General features: G+C 46.7%; 13 protein-coding genes. 8 read left to right on the top strand and 5 right to left on the bottom strand.

Translation table 11 applies throughout. The features are described 5' to 3' along the window. Nucleotides 1–89 precede the first annotated feature (89 nt). Together ACE04G_RS01385 and ACE04G_RS01380 are read left to right on the top strand one after the other, a co-directional pair. Entirely contained in the window at nt 90–1,127 is a 1,038-nt protein-coding gene (locus ACE04G_RS01385) for an ROK family protein (protein WP_449003450.1), read from the top strand. 307 nt (nt 1,128–1,434) lie between these two features. Further along, nucleotides 1,435–2,634 carry an MFS transporter gene (locus ACE04G_RS01380; RefSeq protein WP_449003572.1) on the top strand — a complete coding sequence of 400 codons (1,200 nt, stop codon included), beginning with the start codon at nt 1,435–1,437 and terminating at the stop codon, nt 2,632–2,634. 199 nt (nt 2,635–2,833) lie between these two features. Here ACE04G_RS01380 and ACE04G_RS01375 read toward each other — a convergent pair whose 3' ends face one another. Further along, nucleotides 2,834–3,439, bottom strand: a complete 606-nt coding sequence (locus ACE04G_RS01375) for a DedA family protein (protein WP_100529177.1) — start codon at nt 3,437–3,439, stop codon at nt 2,834–2,836. Nucleotides 3,440–3,774: 335 nt separating this feature from the next. On the opposite strand from ACE04G_RS01375, the gene ACE04G_RS01370 reads away from it, so the two are divergent. From ACE04G_RS01370 to ACE04G_RS01355, 4 genes are all read left to right on the top strand, one after another. Continuing rightward, nucleotides 3,775–4,077: an AbrB/MazE/SpoVT family DNA-binding domain-containing protein gene (locus tag ACE04G_RS01370; protein WP_017687001.1), complete on the top strand. Its 303-nt coding sequence runs from the start codon at nt 3,775–3,777 to the stop codon at nt 4,075–4,077. Further along, a complete protein-coding gene (locus ACE04G_RS01365; RefSeq protein ID WP_221824573.1) occupies nt 4,074–4,409 on the top strand; it encodes a type II toxin-antitoxin system PemK/MazF family toxin in 336 nt (111 codons plus the stop codon). The genes ACE04G_RS01370 and ACE04G_RS01365 overlap by 4 nt, the downstream gene beginning before the upstream one ends. Before the next feature lie 238 nt (nt 4,410–4,647). Continuing rightward, nucleotides 4,648–7,815: a GNAT family N-acetyltransferase gene (locus ACE04G_RS01360; protein WP_221824571.1), complete on the top strand. Its 3,168-nt coding sequence runs from the start codon at nt 4,648–4,650 to the stop codon at nt 7,813–7,815. After that, complete coding sequence (locus tag ACE04G_RS01355) at nt 7,802–8,680, top strand: amidohydrolase family protein (RefSeq protein ID WP_221824570.1); 879 nt, start codon at nt 7,802–7,804, stop codon at nt 8,678–8,680. Before ACE04G_RS01360 ends, ACE04G_RS01355 begins: the two co-directional genes overlap by 14 nt. Nucleotides 8,681–8,851: 171 nt before the next feature. Here ACE04G_RS01355 and ACE04G_RS01350 read toward each other — a convergent pair whose 3' ends face one another. Continuing rightward, the gene (locus ACE04G_RS01350) at nt 8,852–9,808 is read right to left on the bottom strand and encodes a phosphotransferase family protein (RefSeq protein WP_449003451.1); all 957 of its coding nucleotides are present in this window, start codon (nt 9,806–9,808) and stop codon (nt 8,852–8,854) included. A gap of 97 nt (nt 9,809–9,905) precedes the next feature. Between ACE04G_RS01350 and ACE04G_RS01345 the strand changes: the two genes are divergently transcribed. Then, nucleotides 9,906–11,069 carry an iron-containing alcohol dehydrogenase gene (locus tag ACE04G_RS01345; RefSeq protein ID WP_449003452.1) on the top strand — a complete coding sequence of 388 codons (1,164 nt, stop codon included), beginning with the start codon at nt 9,906–9,908 and terminating at the stop codon, nt 11,067–11,069. Nucleotides 11,070–11,224: 155 nt separating this feature from the next. Here ACE04G_RS01345 and ACE04G_RS01340 read toward each other — a convergent pair whose 3' ends face one another. Further along, nucleotides 11,225–11,650, bottom strand: coding sequence for a hypothetical protein (locus ACE04G_RS01340; protein WP_449003453.1), 426 nt, complete (start codon nt 11,648–11,650; stop codon nt 11,225–11,227). A 276-nt stretch (nt 11,651–11,926) separates the two neighbouring features. On the opposite strand from ACE04G_RS01340, the gene ACE04G_RS01335 reads away from it, so the two are divergent. Then, nucleotides 11,927–13,984, top strand: coding sequence for a methyl-accepting chemotaxis protein (locus ACE04G_RS01335; RefSeq protein ID WP_449003454.1), 2,058 nt, complete (start codon nt 11,927–11,929; stop codon nt 13,982–13,984). 99 nt (nt 13,985–14,083) lie between these two features. Here the strand turns inward: ACE04G_RS01335 and ACE04G_RS01330 are convergent, their stop codons facing one another. Both ACE04G_RS01330 and ACE04G_RS01325 read right to left on the bottom strand, forming a co-directional pair. Beyond that, nucleotides 14,084–14,470, bottom strand: a complete 387-nt coding sequence (locus ACE04G_RS01330) for a RidA family protein (protein WP_339305285.1) — start codon at nt 14,468–14,470, stop codon at nt 14,084–14,086. Nucleotides 14,471–14,489: 19 nt separating this feature from the next. Further along, nucleotides 14,490–15,866 carry an amidase gene (locus ACE04G_RS01325; protein WP_221824565.1) on the bottom strand — a complete coding sequence of 459 codons (1,377 nt, stop codon included), beginning with the start codon at nt 15,864–15,866 and terminating at the stop codon, nt 14,490–14,492. Nucleotides 15,867–16,039: the final 173 nt, after the last annotated feature.

The following is a 16,039-nucleotide window of genomic DNA, read 5'->3' as shown; positions in this document are numbered from 1 at the left end:
AAATCCCCCTACACTTCAATTATTAAAATACTTTTAAAAACATTCATTGAAATGGTTCGAAATGAACGAAAGGAGGCATATAACTTACCATGTTACCCACATCACACAACACCCAACAGGTGAAGCGCATCAACGTTGAACTTGTGAAGAATACGCTACGCTCCATGGGAGTGGGCACTAAGGCTTCCATTGCGAATCTGACGAAACTCAGCGTAGCGACATGCGGCACCATCCTGAATGAGTTACTCCAAACAGGTGAAATTATCGATCTGGGTCCAGACGAATCGAGTGGGGGAAGACCGGCGAGTCGGTATCAATTCAATGCGGACTACGCCAGCGTACTTTGCCTGATTATTCGAACAGAGGGCGGCATTCACTCAATCACGCATACATATGCCAATCTGAACGGAGAGATGGCGGACGAACAGACACTATTTATGGATGAGATTAATGTCCCGGTGGTAGAGGATCTGATTGCAAATCTGATCGAACAACACCACAATGTTCAGGCGATTGGGATTGGCATACCTGGCGTGGCACACAACGGTGTTATTGGGATTTGCGACGTACCGGAGCTGATGTATCAGCCGCTTGGGCCAAGGCTTAAGGAACAATATGAAGACGTGGAAGTGGTCATTGGAAACGACATGAACCTGACGGTCTACGGACTGTATAACCAACAACAATTTGAGGAAGAGAAGAACTTTGCGGTGGTGACATTTCCGGAGAACCATTTTCCGGGTGCAGGCTTTATTATTGATGGTCGTCCGTTGACGGGGAATACGCAATTTGGGGGCGAGGTGTCCTTTTTACCTTTTGGCGTTTCACGGGAAGAACAGTTGCGAATGTTGAAAGCGACGGAAGGGTTGCAGGAACTGGTGGTACAGACGCTGGTATCCATCATCGCGATTATTAACCCCGCCACGATTGTGGTTACAGGTGATACGATGGACCTGGCTATGCGGGATGGCCTGACGCAAGGCTGTCTGGATCGAATGATTCCATTGGAGCACATGCCGGAGCTGATCATCCAAAGAGACACTCGGCGCGAATATGTGACTGGGCTAGTCGCGGTGACGCTGGAGAGCCTGACCTACCGCATCCAGGTGATTGAGAAGCAATGGTAAAGGAAAAAGGAGCTTTTACGAGTATTCTATTTTTAGGAATAAAGCTTAACCATGTTTCCTATTTCAAATGTACAAATCATTTACACGATAACGGAGAGGGCAGAACCAATCTGAAGAACGCCTTTATCACTGTATTTTCACCTTTAGGAACAAATCAAAAAAATACAGGGATAACAGCGGTCGGAAGATGGTACTGCAATCGTAGTTATCAAGTGTAACCATTTTTCCGAACACAATGGGGGAACTTATTTTGAATCAGCAAGCAGGTACGCAAGGGAACAAACGAAAGTTCAACAAGCTGTATGCCATGCAGCTGGCAACGATCTTTCTTGGATTTATCGTATTCGGGATATCGGAAAATATTAAGGGGCCTGCCATCCCGCGCATTCAATTCGACTTCAATCTGGATGAGAAACAGCTCGGGACTTTATTGTCCCTGAATGCACTGGGTTACCTGATCGCCTGCTCTTTCACGGCTATTCTGGTTCGCAAATGGGGCATCAAGGCGGTTAGCATCATATCGTTTGCATCGATGATCCTCTCGGGTGTGTTCATTTATGTGTCTCATACCTATCCACTCTTTGCTTCATCGTACTTCTTCATGTACATCGGTAACGGCATGCTGGAGATTGCCTTGGCGATTCTGGGTGCTCGGATCTTTCTAAAAAACACAGGTACGATGATGAACCTGTCCCACTTCTTCTATGGGCTGAGTTCAACGGTAGCACCTTTGCTGGCGACGGGTGTCATGTCCTTGAAGGTGTTTGGACACGAACTGGACTGGCGCGGCATGTATCTGGTGATGTTGTCACTCTGTCTGCTGCCGATTATTGCGGCGCTGCGCAGCAAATTCCCGGGGGATGATCTTGCTCATGAAGATCGGACATCACTGAAGACGTTAACACGTGATCCAGCCCTATGGCTGATGGTGCTTATTCTTTCTTTTGGCGTGGTATCGGAACTGGCGGTTGGGGGTTGGCTGGTTAATTTCCTGGAAAAAGCCTATACGTGGGACACGGTCAAAGCCTCCGGGTTATTATCTGCGTTCTTCCTCACATTCTCGCTGGGACGCCTGCTGCTTGGACCATTGACGGACCGGATCGGATTTGTATTGTCACTGATTCTGTTCTCGGCGTTCTCGGGAGTATGTACGTTCGTAGCGCTTGCAGGGGGAGAGCGTCTTGCGATTTTCTTTGCAATATCTGGCGCGGGAATAGCGATGATCTATCCAACAGTTATGGCGTTTATCGCACGCAGATATCCGAACGGCAGTGACACCGCGATTACGTTCACGGTTACCTTGATGGGGGTTGGTAGTGTCATCGGTAACTATGTGATTGGCTGGGTGATTGAGGGCGTGAAGAATCTGTACGGTTCAACGACTCAGTTAGGGCTGCTGCGCGGACTTCAGGCGGGATATGGATTCATCGGTTTATGTGCTGTGATCTGTGCGGCATCGGGAGTAGTGTTGTATGTGTATTTGAAAAGACGACAGGAATTGATTTAGAAATCAATTGAAACGATAAAGCCCCACTGATCGCCATGATCGGTGGGGCTTTGCATATGAATAACCAAGTTAGATTAGTACGGTGTATCACCTATCGCAGTATCTTCACAAATCATAACCACGGGTCATGTAGAGTAAGGACTTTTTTTCATCATATACCAGCCACTCTACTATACAGCCCGCATTTCCTCAGGCAAACCTATGACTTGTTCAAAGCCGTTCTTCTTTTCCAACGTTTCAAAAGCACGTAAAATCCAAAAGCACCCAAGAAAACCACCGCTGCCGGAACGATATAAGGTTTAACAATCTCGTCCACGTGCTCCCATTGAGAGCCTAGTTTGAAGCCTAAGTAAATGTACAATGAGGTGATCGGAAGCATGGCCAAGAAGGTAAAGATACTGAATTTAAACACATTCATCTTTGCCATTCCACATGGGATGGAGATCACGGTCCGAATACCGGGTACAAAACGTCCATAGAATGCTACCCCGCTGCCATATTTCTCGAAGAACTTATCGGAAGCGTCCAGATGGTGGGGGCGAATCAAGAAATACTTGCCGAATTTTTCGACCATCGGTCTGCCGCCGTATCGTCCCAGGGCATATAACGTCAGAGGTCCAAACGTTCCGCCTACGGTACCAGCCAGAATAGCCAGCCAAAGTTTCATATCCCCAAGATACACCCAATATCCCGCCATGGGCAGTACAAGTTCAGCAGGTACGAATTCAAACGACAAGGCAATAACGAGACCTGCGTATGACAAATCTTTAAAAAAGAGTATAAATTGCGTGATCCATTCTGTCATGCTTTCCCTCCATGAATCTATCTTTTTTATATATAAAAGAAACACTCCTGTACAAAGAGTAACAATAGCGAATAGAGCTTGTCAAAGTTCACATGGATGTCCTTTTCAGGACACACTGCGGCAATATGTTTACCCGTACATAAGGCCTGGATTCATTGACACTTCATACAGAAGTGGATACCAGGCAATGATATGCTTATTTTGCTTTATACCAATGGTATATCTATTCATAATCATAGGCTGTACAATCATTATTTTATGGTTGAATACAATGTATCCTTTTATTGTTTCATGTATATCATATAGATATACAACTGTAGGGAGGTGAGGTATAATTGGAGCATCAATCAAACGAAAGGCGTGGGATTGCCATGACTACAGCCACACTTAGCAAATGGGGAAATAGCAGTGCAATTCGCATTCCTAACCAATTGCTTAAGCGTCTTAATCTGGAAGAAGGCTCGGAAATCGAGATTTTGGTGACAGAAGATAATGAATTGTTGTTGCGTCCAAAAACCAAGCCTGTAGAGTCCAATGAGGAACTACGTAACCATCTAAAGACTTTGCTCTCTAAAGTGAAACAGGATACAAGACATGAAGAAATAGACTTTGGTACTGAAGGGAACGAGTTACTTTGATTATTCCCAAACGAGGCGATCTGATATGGCTTGACTTTGATCCTCAAGCGGGTCACGAGCAAGCCGGGAGACGACCGGCTATTGTTCTATCGGAACTTGAATTCAATGAAATAACGGGTTTTGCCGTTGTATGTCCCATAACGAGCCAAGCCAAGGATTATCCTTTTGAAGTTACACTACCAGAAGAGCTGCCATTTTCAGGTGTTGTTTTGACGGATCAGTTGATGAGTCTTGATGTGCGGCAACGACGTATCCAAATTGCGGGGCATGCCGAACCAACCTCTGAATTTATGACATCAGTTCTACGCAATGTCCGTTCTATATTGGCATAATTGAAAATTAGTAGCTGATCATATTCCTAAATCCACGTCTAACTAAAAGACGTGGATTTTTTCTTTCATACTTAAATAGATTCGTCCATCCTTGACGCTTCTAACAAGAGCTTCCGAAAGGCACATATAAGTTGGAAAGAAAGATTTTTAATTCTCTGAAAATGCTTCCATTTATAGTATGATAAGACTATCGCTAGCTTCTTCACCATCCTGTACATAAAGAGAAGGAGATCCAAATATGACAGTAACTTCGATTATTGATCAAATCCATATTATTGAATACGATCCCTCTTACGCTGCCGCACTCGCTGATATGTGGAACCGTAGTAATGAAAGCTGGGGAGGTGGCACCAACCTTAGAACAGAGGAAACCGTTCGCCGTGAGATGGAGAATTCGTCCAATCTATATGTGTTTCTAGCCGTTCATGAGAAAGAGGTTGTTGGCTTCTGCAGTTTTGCTCATTACCGCTATGACGAGAGAGCGCTATATGTACCTTTGCTTAACGTACGCCCCGACTATCACGGTTATAAGGTTGGACGTAACCTGATCCTGAATGCTGTGCGCAAGACCGTGGAGGCCGGATGGCCCCGCCTGGATCTGTTCACATGGGCAGGGAATACAAAGGCTGTACCGATGTACAAGAAATGCGGATTCTTCTGGGAGAAAAAAGATGATAATGTGCATCTGATGAATTTCATCCCTACCATTTTGCAGACCGAAGCACTTGCTCCATATTTCGAGGAGTTGGATTGGTATGCAGACAGCACGCGTGAACTCGTGGTCGAGCCGGATGGCCGACGGGAACGTGGTTTTGATTTCTTTGACTACACGTGGAAAAAGGGAGATGTCTCCCTGCGGGCTGAATTTGAAAAGTCGGGTCGCGGGCTGACTGCCCTCGAAACACCAGATTACGAAATCTCAACAGAAGTCGATGATCATGATCTGGTTTTCGGTTCCAGCTATAAGGTTCGCTATCGCATTAAGAACATTTCTGCATCCGAACTGGCAGTCGAGATCAAGGGTGAGGATAACAAAAACATTCGATTTGCGCTGGACGTTGCACGAGCAGTGGCTCCGGGAGAAACCATCATCGTGGAAGGTGAGTTCCACCTTGATCCAATTACAGAGGAACAGAATAACAATAAGACCCATCCCGTGGTTGCCAGCACTTGGTTGATCGGCGGTAAGAAAGCGGAGTTCAGGTTAGGTATTGCCCCGAAATTCCCGGCCAAGATCAAGACCGTCTTGCCTGTGAAGGAGCTCTATCCAGGTATTCCGGCGGAGTTGGTTCTGAACGTGGAAAATAATGTGGATGCAGAAACGGAGTTCAGCTTGAACCTGCCTGAGGATGAATTCCTGGAATGGACGGAGCGTTCGGTGCGCCTTACGGTGCCTGCCAAAGGTAAAATGTCTGTGCCAGTGCCTTTCACCTTGCGTTCATATGGTCTCTATTCCCAAGAAGTAGAAGTGACGGCTGTCCCAGTGGGGAACCATGCGATTTCTTTTACAAGCAAAATTTCTGTACTAATGAAGGGAATCGAAGGGAAATATGGCGGGCAGATTGAGGATCAATGGGTGGCTGTTAATGGTGCATTCTCTATTCATATGAGCAAACAAGATAATAACATGTGGATTGAATACCCGGGCTCCCGTCATTCGTTCTGGTGGACTTATCCGAAGCTGGGTAAGCCGTTTGCCGAAGAGTTATCCAAGAAACAAGCAAAAGAAGTCAATATTTATCCCGAAGGTGAACGTCAGGTTCTTGAAGCACTGTATGACTCGGAGGATTTCCCTGGCTTGCAGATCAAGTCCGTGGTCAAGCTGTCTGCGAATGGAATCGCCGAATTCCACCACGAGGTTGAAAATACACGAGGTACCGCTTGGGAAGAAGACCTGTTTCTAATGAACAACTTCGGGTTTTACGGAAACCGGTTAATTCTCCCGTATCAAGATCGTTTTGTGGATATGGGGGATTCTTACGCTGGCGATCCGAGCCATTGGGACAGCGCCCAAATCACGGAGAACTGGCTGTTCTGTAAGGAGGAGTATGGTGCCAGCGGTATCTATTGGGACCCTTCTCTGAAGTTGCTTCGTCCGGAATACACGCTGGGGTTTCAGCATGAGCTTGGCCGTATTCCCGCAGGAGCCGTTGTGCGGACAAAAGCAACTGTATATGCTTTGAACACGTTTGCCAAATGGTCGGATTTCCGTGCGTTTGCACAGAAGCAGCGTAACCCGATCATTCCGTTGCTGGACAGTCATCTGGATCTGACACTGAGTGAGGGGAATCCATTTGCCCCGGACGTGCTGCAAGCAACGTTGACTGAACACAAACTGGTTCCGCTTGCGGGCAAGCTGGAGCTGTATGTACAGCAGGGTGGTGAACAGGAGGTTATGGCCAATGCTGAGGAATTCAGTCCGGAGCAGAACCTAAACTCCGCCAAGCTGACATTTTCACCAGACGAAGCGGACCGAGACCAGCACGTGAGTGGTTGGAAAGTTCGTGGGCTATACCGGGGTGAAGATCGGATTCAGGAGCGAACTGCCCTTTGGTTCCCGCAGAGCGGAACAGAGGTGAAGCAGAAGATTGAAGAAGGTTCATCTGGACCTTTGTATACCGTAGACAATGGAGTATTGTCGATCGCCGTTGCTCCTGAATTCGGGAGTGTAGTACACTCCCTGAAATATGCAGGAGAAGAATGGTTGGATAGCTCGTATCCTGAACCGGCTCCACGCTCGTGGTGGAATCCGTGGTACGGCGGACTGGGTGTGGGGATTCCGGGCATGAATGGTTTCAGCCGGCAGTTGGAACAAAGAGTCGCTTCCTGGACAGAGCAGAAGGATCAATACGGCAACGTCTGGAAGGGTGTGAAACTGACTACCCGGATTGAGAAGCATGAAGCGAATCGGGGAATCACGATCCACCAGCATTATCTGATGCTCCCGGGTGTTCCTGTGCTATGCACGCTGCTTGCCGTGACCAACGAAAGCGGCCTGACGCTGACGGATTACTCGCTTGCGGAGGAACGTTTCCTCCAGCCTTCATCTGTATTTGCGGAAGGTTGGATAGAGCAACCGGGTAAAGATCGATTCCCGCTGGGCAAGGTGGATGTGGGCCTGCCACTTGAAGACCTTTTGCGAGTAGGATCGGTTTCGCGTGAAAACATGCTGCATGCGGTCCATCGTTACCCGAATCAGAGTGCGTGGGGGTTTGCCAATAATCAGGTGACGGGTCTGAACGTGAATCATCATCTGACAGTCCAGCACGGGGAGACGGTCTGGACGGAGCCGACATATCTGGTTCTGGGGCCAATCCCGCTAAGTTCACCGGATGTGCATGACCTTCTCAAACTGAATTTTGCAACTTCTACCGATGAAAAGGAGGCTTCACATGCCGATCATTGATATTCACATTCATCTGTCGGACATCGACAGCTTTCACCGAACAGCGATCGATCTATCGAAAGTGGATTACTCAGCCGCTGGTCTTAAAGCGGAGTTTGATAAAAACGATGTCATTATGGGTATCGGAATGGGGGTTACGGAGCAGACAAAGGGAGCGTTCCCGGATTCCAGTTCCCCTAACCCGATGGGACTTGACCTGGAAGAGAAGATTCCGTCATTCCTCATGGAATGCGTGGGGATTAATCCCAATGCGTTAGACGGTAAAAACGCGCAGGACGAGCTGGACCGGATTGAAGCTAGACTGCAATCCCCCGAGGTAGCCGGAATCAAACTCTATGCCGGATACTATCATCACTATGTGTATGACAAAATCTATACCCCGGTCTATGAACTTGCAGCCAAGTACAACTTGCCTGTTGTGATTCATACGGGTGACACGTACTCCATGAACGGGTTGCTCAAGTATTCGCATCCGTTGACGGTGGATGAATTAGCCTTGCAGCAGCGCGGTGTGAACTTCATGATCTGTCATTTGGGTGATCCATGGGTGATGGATGCAGCTGAAGTGGTGGCGAAGAATCCTAACGTGTACGCGGATTTGTCTGGTCTTGTGGTGGGGGATCGGCCTCATTTTGAACGGTTCATGAACGAGCCTTTGTTCATGGATCATTTCCGCCGGGCCTTGGTCTATTCGGATCATTATGAGAAAATGCTGTTTGGTACCGACTGGCCGCTTGCGCCCATCGATCTGTATGCCGAATTTGTCCGTCGACTTGTACCGGAACAGCATCATGATAAAGTCTTCTACGAGAATGCCTTCGGGCTGTTTCCGCGTATTGGACAGCGGATTGCCGATCTGGGGTAGAACCTAAGTGCCGAATTCTTAATATCTGAGGGGATGTAGACCATGCATGTTATGGAAGCATGCGATGGTTATATTGAATCCCTGTGATGTAAGCTCCTGCCACTTTGCTGGCAGGAGCTTTTTGGTCCAGGAGAACAAGGCATTCATCTTACGTCTAATCTGATGAGGGGATTAGGAGAACAAAGGTTGAATCACCATTTTCATATACCTTTTTAAGTCGTTTTTTGCATGTGGGTATTGTTCCCAAACCCCAAGGTTCCAACTCATATAACGGATCCCGAGATATCGGGATGCCAGAGAGAAGTACTTTTCGAATTGATATTGTGGAATATCGTATCCGTGAGAACTTAGGGACTCCCGATAGATCTCAACTTGTTTCAAATGTGTACAGCGCAGAGGGATATCGAAGAACAGGGAGCCATACCTTGCTTCCTCCCAATCGATAAAATAAACATCCTCATTGTTGTGTACCAATACATTGCCAGGATTCAGATCATTATGAATCATCGTATGTGTGTGTTCATCCTTAATGAGAATTTCAAGATCATCTACAATATTACTTGCTACAGTATCAATTTCCGAAATGAGCGGTGATCCAAATTCCTCAATGAATGATGGACTTTCTATGGCGGTGTTCCACAAAGGCCTCCAGCGTCTTTCCATCATTTCGATGATATGAGATCGATCCACAATAGGTATCCATGGCAGTTCTTTTTTCGACCCCATATTCGTTCCATGTATGTAAGCCAGTGCTTGTAATTCTTTATTCTGAAGCAGGTCTATATCCAGATGACTATAATCGGTTTGGTAGTCCACATCCTGAATGCAGATCAGACTGCGATCTTGAGTATGAGGTTCATTCGAAAGATGATAGGGTACATTGGCTCCCTGTAAAAATAATGTGGACAAGGCGGAGCGTTCAATGAATGTGGCCTTCTTTGTTACGAAAGAAATATCCTTTTTCACACCATTTATAAGGAATTCAATATGATGTCGAAACATTTCAACGGCTTGAGATCCCGCACCGATAGGGTTACTTTTGATACTTTGAATGTGAATATCCGAGGATACATATTGATTAATGGTTTGTTTTATTAAATGTTGTAATGTGACAGACTCCATACTCATCTGTTGTCTCCTTTTTGCCTGTATTTGTTTTTACGAATAAAGAGATCTATAATGGTGGATGCACAAAATTTCAGACTTCTTTGGAGGAACATACGTTATGAGATCTTTTCAGTTTTATAATCCGACCCGGCTGATTTTTGGCAAAGGGCAACTTCAAGCACTACAAACCGAAGTTCCAAAATACGGAAAACGTATTTTGCTTGTATATGGTGGTGGAAGCATCAAACGTAGCGGGCTGTACGATCAGGTAATCAGCCGGTTGAATGAGATCGGAGCAGAGGTTACGGAACTGGCTGGTGTGGAACCGAATCCTCGTCTGTCTACGGTTCATAAGGGTGTAGAACTATGCAGAACACATAACATTGATCTGGTTCTTGCGGTTGGCGGCGGCAGTGTACTTGACTGTGGGAAAGCCATCGCAGTAGGAGCCAAATACGATGGAGACATGTGGGATGTTGTTGTGCGCGAAGCAACCCCGGAAGGCGGACTTCCACTGGGTACAATTCTAACGATGGCAGCGACAGGCTCCGAGATGAACAACGGTTCAGTAATAACCAATCAGGACACGCAGGAAAAATGGGCATGGTTCAGCGAGTATTCTTTCCCAGCGTTCTCCATTCTCGATCCGGAGTACACATACACCGTACCACTGGATCAGACTGTATACGGCATGGTAGACATGATGTCTCATGTGTTTGAACATTATTTCCATCTGGATACGAATACACCGGTTCAGCTTGGATTCTGTGAGACGATTCTTCGTACCGTTATTGATACGGCCCCTCGTCTGATTAAAGATCCGGAAAACTATGAACTGCGTGAAACCATTCTCTACTGTGGAACAATGGCGCTTAACGATGTCCTGAATATGGGTCTTGCCGGAGATTGGGCTTCTCACAATATAGAACATGCCGTTTCGGCCGTGTACGACATTCCGCATGGGGGTGGCCTTGCAATCCTCTTCCCACACTGGATGAAACATAATCTGGATGTGGATGTAGATCGATTCAAACGTATGGCTGTTAATGTATTTGATATTAATCCTACTGGAAAGTCGGACAAACAAGTGGCTGAAGAAGGCATTGAAGCGCTGCGTACATTCTGGACTTCAATTGGTGCCCCTAGCCGTTTGGCTGACTATGACATCGACGACAGTCAGATTGATGTGATGGCTGATAAAGCGATGCGATTCGGTCCGTTCGGATTCTTCAAAAACTTGCAGCGTGAAGATGTAGTACAAATTTATCAAGCTGCACTGTAATTGTAAATCTTACAATCACTTTGTATATTGAGTCACATTAAACAAGGACCTTCCTTTAATACTAAGGAACGTCCTTGTTTTTTTATTATGACATCATATCTTGTGCGCTCTACCTTTTTTTCTGGACTTCAATGTCATGTGATCCCCTTTTTGAATTAATTCTTCGGTTCAACTACGGCTTCATTGACAGGGGTATCCTTTCGTTTCAGATACATCTTGCTTGGACGGTGCAAGAGCACGATAAGCAGGGCGAAGAGATGAATCAGGGTGAACAGGTTACTCTCATTTGGAATGGAAACGAATAGCGCCAGACTCAGAAACGTCACGGTGAGCTTGAACTTTCTTTTGGTGATGAATATAACAGCGAGCAGGCTGGGACCGATGATAAACAACATTCTGGCTAAGATTACGCCAGAGGCGTAAGCCAGATCATCTCCTTTGCGTGAGAAACCCAGATAGGCCTCCATGTTCTGGTTGAAGTCAATGAGGAACACGATAAAGGACACGATCACATAGATCAGTTTTACACTTAATAAAATGCGCACGACATTTAATAGCGTGGGTAATGCTGTTTTTACCATATCACTTCTCCTATTCGACATTTAATATAGTAGGCATTTTCGGATTCAATGCGTTGTCCCTCTTCCTGCACGATATGTATTTCATATATTATACGATGTTGATGTCATATTTTGTATTAACCCAAAGTCTTCATTTTCCAATCGTTTGCAGTGGCCTTTGACCTAGTATAACTGGCGAAACAGCTTACAGATTATTTGATATCGACCGATATAAAGTAGATACATAGAATTTGGACTTCATAATGATGAAAATGAAAATGGATGGTGAATGTAATCATGGTATTTAGCAAGGCAAGAGAACGCATGCGCAACATGTCGTTCAGAGTCAAATTACCACTTATGATCAGTCTGCTGGTGTGTATCGTACTGGCGGTAACTGCGGTAGTGTGTTACAGCGTAGCGGCAGTTATTACACTCGACAAAAGTAAAGATGAAATTAAGGCAACCTCGGATCGGGTGGGGGCAGGTCTGTATGCTTCACTAAGTTTGGAAGAGCAATCCACTTTTCTGATTACAACACATCGGACCTTTCAGGATCTGCTAGAGATTCGGAATACGGATGGACAGGAAGGTGAGAACTTTTTCTCGGAAAACAATGAACTGCTGGATAAGGCGAGTGGTATTCTCGCGGATAGTCTGGCAGGTATGGAAGGTAACAACAGTCTGATTTTGTTGGATCGGAATGGCATTATTGTTGCAGCGAATGATCCGGCAGTGATCAAGGCAGAACGCGGAGATCGGGCATATTTCCAAGAAGCGATTCAGGGTAAAAACGTGATTAGTGAAGGGATTGTAGCCAAGTCCTCAGGACAACTTGGTACGGCTTTTGCCATGCCAATCTACAATGAGAATCAAGAAGTACAGGGAGTGCTCGTATCTGCGGCATCCACCTCGTTCTTCGTTAATCAGCTACAAAATATCAATATTAATGATGAGGGAAAAGTGATCATTCTGGACCGTGTAGGTATGGTCATCTACGATTCATCGGATGAGAAGTTGGCAGGCCAGAAGATGGAGTCCGGCGAATACCAATCATTGATTGATCTTGCTCCAAACGCTGAACTGCAGCAAGGGGAGATTAGCACAGATGAGAAAGTGGCGTATTACTCCAAAATTCCAAGATCCGACTGGACCGTCGTTGTTGAAGATAAAATGAGTGATGTGCAGAAGCCTTTGCGTGCGATGGCAAAACAGATGTATATTGTTCTGTTTAGTGCGATTGCGGTTTCCGTCGTAGCCGGTATCCTGATCTCTTTGCTGGTAACCAGACCAATTACAAGACTAACTGTGTTGTTCAGACAGCTTGCGGGCGGCGACCTGACGGTGCAGGCTCAAGGTAAATATAGCGGAGAATTCAAACAATTGGTGGACAGCTTCAATACCATGGCAGCAGGCAATAAACAGCTGATCTCCAGCATGAACCATTCCATCGGCATCCTGAAAACAAGTACATCCGAGCTGGAACAGTCCACTCAGCAAACTTCGACCACGATTGCCGAAACAACGACAACAGCATTTGAGATTTCACGAGCGATGGAGTCCCAGGCGAACGATACGGGAGCCATTGTGGACAAATTCATGAATGTTGGTAATAAGATTGCAAACGTGAATGGAATGTCGCAGGCAGTGAAGTTCAAGGCAGATGAAATTACGGATGCTTTCCAAAATAATCATGAAGTTATTGATGCACTCATTGCGGTGAACGGGCAGAACGAGATTGAAGTTGGCAACATCTCCAAAATTACAGTGCAACTCGCCGAAAGTTCCTCGGGCATTCACCAGATTACAGGAACGATTGCCGAGATCGCAAATCAGACGAAATTACTTGCGTTGAATGCTTCAATCGAGGCGGCGAGAGCTGGTGATCAGGGACGTGGCTTCGCAGTCGTTGCTTCTGAGATTCGCAAGCTGGCAGAGCAGACGACAGCTCAATCGGAGGATATCAACCGAATTGTGATGCAGACCATTGATCACGTGGAGCAGAATAACCGAAGTGTTCAGGCTATTGAAGCGATTGCGGAACAGCATAAGAGCAGTGTTAGCCAGACGAAGGAGACATTCAATTTTGTCACCGAGAATATGAATGAGATGATGAGCCAGGTTCAGGCTATTGCCACGGAGATCGAATCGATTGAACGTGATAAGGATGACGTCATTGGAGCTGCACAGAACTTGTCTGCTTCCGGTGAAGAGGTGTCGGCTTCTGTTGAGGAAGTCACAGCAACCATGCAGGAACAGTCCGGCATGACTGAACATTTGACAGATATGGTGCAGAGAATTGATGAACTGACCAAACAACTTGCCGAGGAATCATCTCGCTTCAAAACAACATAGGAATACGAAAAGAAACCCGTTTTTCTAAAGAGAACCGCGTTTCTAGACAAAGAGAGCACCTGTACCCATCTATGGCTACAGGTGCTCTTTGGTGATGTGTTACTCTCCTCGAATGGAAGGCGCATACGCCAACACTTCCATCTCGATTAAATAAGGGCCTAACCCGCTAAATACGGTAATGCGGGCGGGATAGGGCTGCTTAATCATTCGCGCATACACTTCGTTGTATTCGGACTGATCCTCGACTCGGGCCAGATGAGTGGTTACCTTCACAATATGATCAAGTGTAAGTCCGGCTTCTTGCAGGATCACCTCAATATTACGAATACACTGCTCAGTCTGCTCCTTAATGCCGCCGATAGGCTCAAGCGTCTGTGGATCGACACCTACTTGACCTGCGACGTAGACTAAATCTCCTGCGCGGACAGCATGGGAGAAAGGAAGTGGGAACTTGGGTGCTGCACTTGCATGTATGATGGTAGACATCGTAGCGGTCATTCCTTTCCTAATGAGTGTGTATGATTGGTGTTAACTGATGCCAGTTCGTAGCCTGCTGATAATGATGAGCAATGGACAACAAGCGGTCTTCTCGCATAAGTGGACCAGCAAGCTGCATGCCGATAGGTAATGGCTTCCCTGAGGTGGTATCAAACCCGATGGGTACGGTGATGGACGGTAGACCCGTATTGGTGAACGGTCCGTTGAAAATCGGGCTGCCCGTCTTGTAGCCATATGGGGCCACATAGGGTGTTGATGGAGTCAATAACACATCCACTTCATCGAACAACAACATCATCTCGCTCCGGAATATCGTTCGGATACGTTGTGCCTGTAAATAATCAACGGCACGCGTCTGGTAACCGAGCTCAAGCTGCTCCCGCATCGTGTGGCCGTAACGATCAGAGGCTTCCGCGAAGCGTTCCTGATGGAAGGCGGCAGCTTCTGCCCGCATAACCGTACGATGAGCAGCAATGGTCTCTTCCATATAAGAAGGCAGGTCAACTTTCTTCCATTGCATGCCCAGCTTCTCAAGCACAGCGATTGCCGACTCTACCGCTAACAAGATCGCTGGTTCATCGGTTTGGAAGAAGTTGCTCGGGAGACCGATCACCATTTCTGAAATAGGATGCTCAAGAGCATTTTTTAAGTCTGGCTTGCCATAAGGAAGCGTGAAGGAGTCCAGCTCATCTTGCCCGGCCATTGATTCCAGAACGATTGCGTTATCTTGTGCGGATCGAGTGAAGGCGCCAATATGATCCAGGCTCCAACTGGCTGTAATGACACCATTACGGCTAACCCTGCCGTAAGTGGGTTTCATACAGGTTAATCCGTTGTAAGCTGCGGGTCTAAGCAGAGATCCAAAGGTCTGTGTTCCGAGTGTGAAGGAAGCCATGCCTGCCGCTACTGCAGCGGCAGAGCCGGAGCTGGAACCGCCTGGGGTATGTTCTAGATTCCATGGGTTGCGGGTTGGCGGTTCTCCTCCCTGAAAGGCATATTCCGTCGTTGTTGTCTTGCCGAGCAGGATAGCGCCTGCAGCTTGCAACTTATTAATCACAGTTGCATTCGTTCCAGGTACGAAGTCTGGAAAGGTACTTGATCCGGCCGAGGTGCGTATGCCAGCGGTATGGATAATGTCTTTGGCTCCATAGGGAATGCCGTGCAGAGGACCGAGATATTCGTCATTCATCAGTTTTTGTTCAGACTCTCTTGCGGCCTGCAAAGCCTGTTCGGCGGTGACCGTAACGAAGGCTTGCACAGCAGGCTCTACTTTCTCAATGCGATTCAAATAGGATTTTGTAAGCTCGACAGGAGATATCAACTTATTTTTAATCAGTGTTGCGGCTTCAGCAATCGTCAGCTCGTTAAGTGGTTTCGTAATCATCGCAGAGGCACGCTCCTATGTGGGGGATTGGGCCCTACTTCTTCTGGCAACTTGAAGTTTCGAATCAGCTCCAAGTCTGCTGTAAATAGGGCAAGCTCCTCGCTTGTAATAACTCCGTCTGCATATTTGGTGCTTTCTGTACGGCGGTGTGTGAGATAGTCGTCCTGGTTCAG

Source organism: Paenibacillus sp. AGC31 (assembly GCF_057334655.1).
The sequence above is the reverse complement of the archived record's forward strand: the minus strand, read 5'-3'. Positions and strand labels throughout refer to the sequence as shown.

Coding starts and splice junctions, on each gene's coding strand:
- ACE04G_RS01375 (WP_100529177.1), bottom strand. CDS start 3,439: ATGACAGAATGGATCACGCAATTTATACTCTTTTTTAAAGATTTGTCA.
- ACE04G_RS01380 (WP_449003572.1), top strand. CDS start 1,435: ATGCAGCTGGCAACGATCTTTCTTGGATTTATCGTATTCGGGATATCG.
- ACE04G_RS01340 (WP_449003453.1), bottom strand. CDS start 11,650: ATGGTAAAAACAGCATTACCCACGCTATTAAATGTCGTGCGCATTTTA.
- ACE04G_RS01335 (WP_449003454.1), top strand. CDS start 11,927: ATGGTATTTAGCAAGGCAAGAGAACGCATGCGCAACATGTCGTTCAGA.
- ACE04G_RS01360 (WP_221824571.1), top strand. CDS start 4,648: ATGACAGTAACTTCGATTATTGATCAAATCCATATTATTGAATACGAT.
- ACE04G_RS01345 (WP_449003452.1), top strand. CDS start 9,906: ATGAGATCTTTTCAGTTTTATAATCCGACCCGGCTGATTTTTGGCAAA.
- ACE04G_RS01350 (WP_449003451.1), bottom strand. CDS start 9,808: ATGAGTATGGAGTCTGTCACATTACAACATTTAATAAAACAAACCATT.
- ACE04G_RS01355 (WP_221824570.1), top strand. CDS start 7,802: ATGCCGATCATTGATATTCACATTCATCTGTCGGACATCGACAGCTTT.
- ACE04G_RS01385 (WP_449003450.1), top strand. CDS start 90: ATGTTACCCACATCACACAACACCCAACAGGTGAAGCGCATCAACGTT.
- ACE04G_RS01330 (WP_339305285.1), bottom strand. CDS start 14,470: ATGTCTACCATCATACATGCAAGTGCAGCACCCAAGTTCCCACTTCCT.
- ACE04G_RS01325 (WP_221824565.1), bottom strand. CDS start 15,866: ATGATTACGAAACCACTTAACGAGCTGACGATTGCTGAAGCCGCAACA.